At 65.7% G+C, this 4097-nt stretch carries 3 protein-coding genes; 2 read left to right on the top strand and 1 reads right to left on the bottom strand.

What is annotated here, in order from left to right:
- Positions 1-71 precede the first annotated feature (71 nt).
- Both ACEN88_RS25930 and ACEN88_RS25925 read left to right on the top strand, forming a co-directional pair.
- Positions 72-548 carry a M23 family metallopeptidase gene (locus ACEN88_RS25930; RefSeq protein ID WP_413344299.1) on the top strand — a complete coding sequence of 159 codons (477 nt, stop codon included), beginning with the start codon at positions 72-74 and terminating at the stop codon, positions 546-548.
- Between the two features lie 67 nt (positions 549-615).
- The gene (locus tag ACEN88_RS25925) at positions 616-2838 is read left to right on the top strand and encodes an alpha-galactosidase (protein ID WP_413344297.1); all 2223 of its coding nucleotides are present in this window, start codon (positions 616-618) and stop codon (positions 2836-2838) included.
- A gap of 12 nt (positions 2839-2850) precedes the next feature.
- Here the strand turns inward: ACEN88_RS25925 and ACEN88_RS25920 are convergent.
- A partial coding sequence (locus tag ACEN88_RS25920) for a M4 family metallopeptidase (RefSeq protein WP_413344295.1) occupies positions 2851-4097 on the bottom strand: 1247 nt, incomplete at its 5' end.

The following is a 4097-nucleotide window of genomic DNA, read 5'->3' as shown; positions in this document are numbered from 1 at the left end:
CCCCCCCACTTTTTTTTAAATCAACCGCCCCCCCCCTCCATCAACACCTCTATATTCGGCGGCCGCGTCAGATGTTAAAACGACACCGCGCGGGCACGGACCCCGCGCCAAGTGTCGCGCCGGGCAAGCTGCTCGTGCCCGTCGAAGGCATGCCGTTCTCCAGGCTCGCCGACACGTACGACCAGCCGCGCGGCACCGAACGCCACCACGAAGCGCTGGACATCATGGCGCCGAAGGGCACGAAGGTGGTCGCGGTGGCGGACGGCAGGATCGTGAAGCTGTTCACGAGCAAGCCGGGCGGGCTGACCGTGTACCAGTTCGATCCGACCGAAAAATATGCCTATTACTATGCGCACCTGGACCGCTATGCGGACGGCCTGCAGGAAGGCGCGCAGGTCAGGCGCGGCGACCTGATCGGCTATGTGGGCGCAACCGGGAATGCCGATCCGAACGCGCCGCACCTGCACTTCGCCGTGTTCGAGCTGACGCCCGACAAGCAGTGGTGGAAGGGAACGCCCGTCAATCCGTATCCGTTGCTGCAGCCCTGAAGTTTTGCTTTTCGGCCACTCCTCGGCCATTGCGATAAGATGAACAAAATCGCTGGCTGAGGAGACTATGAAGAACATCGATCGACGCCGTCGCGCCGTATGCATGGGCATGCTGGGCGGACTTGCCGGACTGACCATGGGCAACGCCGCCCGGGCGCGCCCCACCATCGACGACGCGGCACGCGTCTTTCGTCTCGACGGCGGCGCCGTCACCTATGCGCTCGGCGTCAACCCGGATGGCCGTCTGCAGACCATCTACTGGGGCAGTGCGCTGTCCCCGGTCGATCCGCTGCCGGCGCCGGTGCCGGTCGCTGAGAACTCCAGCAACGAAACGTCGATCACCGTCACGCCGTTCGAGTATCCCGGCTTCGGTGCCGGCCTGACGGTGGAGCCGGCGCTCAAGGTCACCTTCCCCGACGGCGTGCGCGACCTGGACCTGCGCTACGTCGGCCACCAGCTCGACGGCGAACGCCTCGTGGTCAGGCTCAAGGACGTCGGTCGCGCCGTGCACGTCACGCTCGCCTATGCGATGGAGGCCGCAACCGGCATCCTGACGCGCAGTGCCGTCGTCGAGAACCGGACGGACGGCTGGATCCAGGTCGACCAGATGGCGGCGGCCAGCATCAACCTGCCTTACGACGACGATTACCGCGTGTCGTACCTGACCGGGCGCTGGGCCGGCGAGTTCGCGCTGCAAACCCGCCCGGTCGGCCCCGGCGCGACGGTGATCGAGAGCCGCAAGGGCGTGACGTCGCACCAGGCCAACCCGTGGATCGCGCTGAGCCGGGTCATGACCGAAGAGGAGTCCGGCCCCGTGTGGTTCGGCGCACTGGGCTGGAGCGGCGCGTGGCGCATCGGTGTCGACATGGATGCGCTCGGCGGCGTCCGCGTAACCGCCGGCTACAACCCCTTCGATTTCGCCTATCGGCTCAAGCCTGGCGAACGCCTCTCCTCGCCCGTGTTCCATGCGGGGTATTCCGGTGACGGTTTCGGCGGCGCGTCGCGCCTGTTCCATCGCTACCAGCGCACGCGGATCCTGCCGGGCGCGCCGGCGTTGCGTCCGCGGCCCGTTCTCTACAATTCGTGGGAGGCGACCGAGTTCGCCGTCGACGAAGCGGGCCAGATGGCGCTGGCCGAGAAAGCCGCCAGCATCGGCATCGAACGCTTCGTCGTCGACGACGGCTGGTTCGGCGCGCGCAACAGTTCGAAAGCGGGCCTGGGCGACTGGGTCGTCAACACGAAGAAATTCCCGAACGGGCTGACGCCACTGATCAAACGCGTCAATGACCTGGGCATGGAATTCGGGCTGTGGGTCGAACCGGAGATGGTCAATCCGGACAGCGATTTGTACCGGGCCCATCCCGATTGGGTCATCCACTTTCCGGGACGTGCGCGCTCCGAAGCCCGCGACCAGCTGGTGCTCAACCTGGCGCGCACGGACGTGTACGACCACCTTCTCATGGTATTGGACAGGCTGCTCGGCGCGAACGACATCGCCTTTCTCAAGTGGGACCATAACCGCGCCTGGTCCGAACCGGGCTGGCCGCAGGTGCCGCCCGCGGAGCAGCAACGCCTGTACGTGACGTACGTGGACAATCTCTACAAGCTGCTCGGCGAGCTGCGCCGGCGCCACCCGAAGGTCGAGATCGAATCGTGCGCCAGCGGCGGCGGCCGGGTCGATCTCGGCATCATGGCCCTGACCGACGAGGTCTGGGTGTCCGACAATACCGATCCGTACGACCGGCTGTTGATCCAGGATGGCTTCAGCCGGGCCTATGCGCCGGCGATCATGATGGCATGGGTCACCGACTCGCCCAACTGGGTCAACAAGCGCGCCACATCGCTGGAATACCGGTTTCTGTCGTCCATGCAGGGTTCGCTCGGGGTCGGCGCGAACCTGAACCACTGGAGCGCGAACGACTTCGCGCAAGCGAAGCGACTTATTGCCGAGTACAAGCGTATTCGCGTAACCGTCCAACAAGGCAATTTATACCGGTTGATATCGCCGCAGGGCGGCTCGGCACGATCGGCGACGCTGTCGGTCGCGCAGGACGGCAACCAGGCCGTCCTCTTCGCCTTCCTTCACTCCGGCGGCATGCGCAATCCGGCGCCCCATATCCGGTTGCGCGGACTCGATCCACGGAAGACGTATGCGCTGCGCACCATCGCAGGCGGCGTGGCGCCGCGCACACCGAAACAGGCGAGCGGCGCCTACTGGATGGGACAAGGAATCCAGCCCAACCTCGCCGGCGACTTCCAGGCCGCGGCCATTGTCCTGGAAGCCACCTGACGAGGTGCGTCTTTACTGCCCCGGCGCTTCGTCCACGTCCGCGCCCACGTTGATCGCGGCGTACGCCCGCTGCACGGCAATGGCTTCCTTGCTGTTCTTGCCGTACAGCTCGCCCGCCGCGTCGATCATCCTGGCGCGCGCATCCGCGTAATTGGTGCTCGACGTGAACTTGGTCGTGTTCGCCTTGAACCAGATCCGGTAGGCCTTGTCGAGCCCGATGCCCGTCATCGCGGCCGGCGTCTTGACGAGGTATTTGCTGTAATAATCGCCGGCCTTGTCCGCGCTGGAGCCCTGCGCGAGGAAGTAGAACATGCGGTTGTTCGGGCCGCTGCTGTAGTGCACGTCCAGGCGCTTGATCGAGCTGTTCCAGGCGTCCGGGCTGCTGCCGTCCTTGCTGGGGCGGTACATCCAGCGCAGCGGCGTGCCCGACTTGCTGATCTCCTTGCCCAGCACCCAGTCGTTGCCCGTGAGCGGGATGGTATCGCCCCTCCCGCCCCCGCGCGCATACGCTTCGACGGCCTCGCCGTTGATGTCCGACGACGATTCGTTCAGGCCGCCCGATTCGCCCGAATACGTCAGGTTCGACGTGGCGGCCGTCACGCCGTGGCCCATCTCGTGGCCGATGACGTCGATCGAGCCCAGGCTGTTGAAGCTGGCGCCGTCGCCGATGAACATGCAGCGGCACGTGTCGCTGTAATAGGCGTTGTCGTATGCCGTGTTGACGTGCGCCGCGATGTACGTGGCCGTGTTGTGCCCGTCCAGCGACAGCCAGTTGAACACGTTCTTCATCGTGTCGTAGGTGTTCATCAGGCCCCACATCGCGTTCACGGCGGCCGTCTGGCCGTTCGCGTTCGTCGTCGAGCCGCCGTTCACGTACTGCTTGCCGTCGCCCCACGTGTTCGTATCGTTGACGTAGACGCTGCCCGCGCTCGTGCCATGGTTCGCGTTCGTGATCGCCATCGCGCCGAACGTGCCGCCCGTGCCGCGGGTGTCGTCGATCATCCTGTACTTGCCCTCGGCGAGCGTCGTATTGATGGGCACGTCGCCGTTGTACTGGCTGTGGCCCACGCCGGTCACCGTCTGCAGCATGCTCCACCGGGCGAGGATGGCGCCGTCGCGCGCGCTCACGATGGTGTCGTGGTACACGGGCTTGTCGCCGACGACCATGCGCGTGTGCACGAGGTAGGCGAGTTCGTAGTGGTCGACGACTTCCTGCACGTCGAGCGCGTTGAGCTCCTGCTCCTGCTTGTCGCGCGCGT

This window comes from Massilia sp. CT11-108, from assembly GCF_047302915.1.
GTDB lineage: Bacteria > Pseudomonadota > Gammaproteobacteria > Burkholderiales > Burkholderiaceae_D > Telluria > Telluria orientalis.
Note: the sequence above shows the minus strand (reverse complement) of the source record. Positions and strands in the feature narration are given on the sequence as shown.

What these genes read in the sequence shown, in the direction of transcription:
- ACEN88_RS25930 (WP_413344299.1), top strand. Translation starts at nt 72, where the DNA reads ATGTTAAAACGACACCGCGCGGGCACGGACCCCGCGCCAAGTGTCGCG.
- ACEN88_RS25925 (WP_413344297.1), top strand. Translation starts at nt 616, where the DNA reads ATGAAGAACATCGATCGACGCCGTCGCGCCGTATGCATGGGCATGCTG.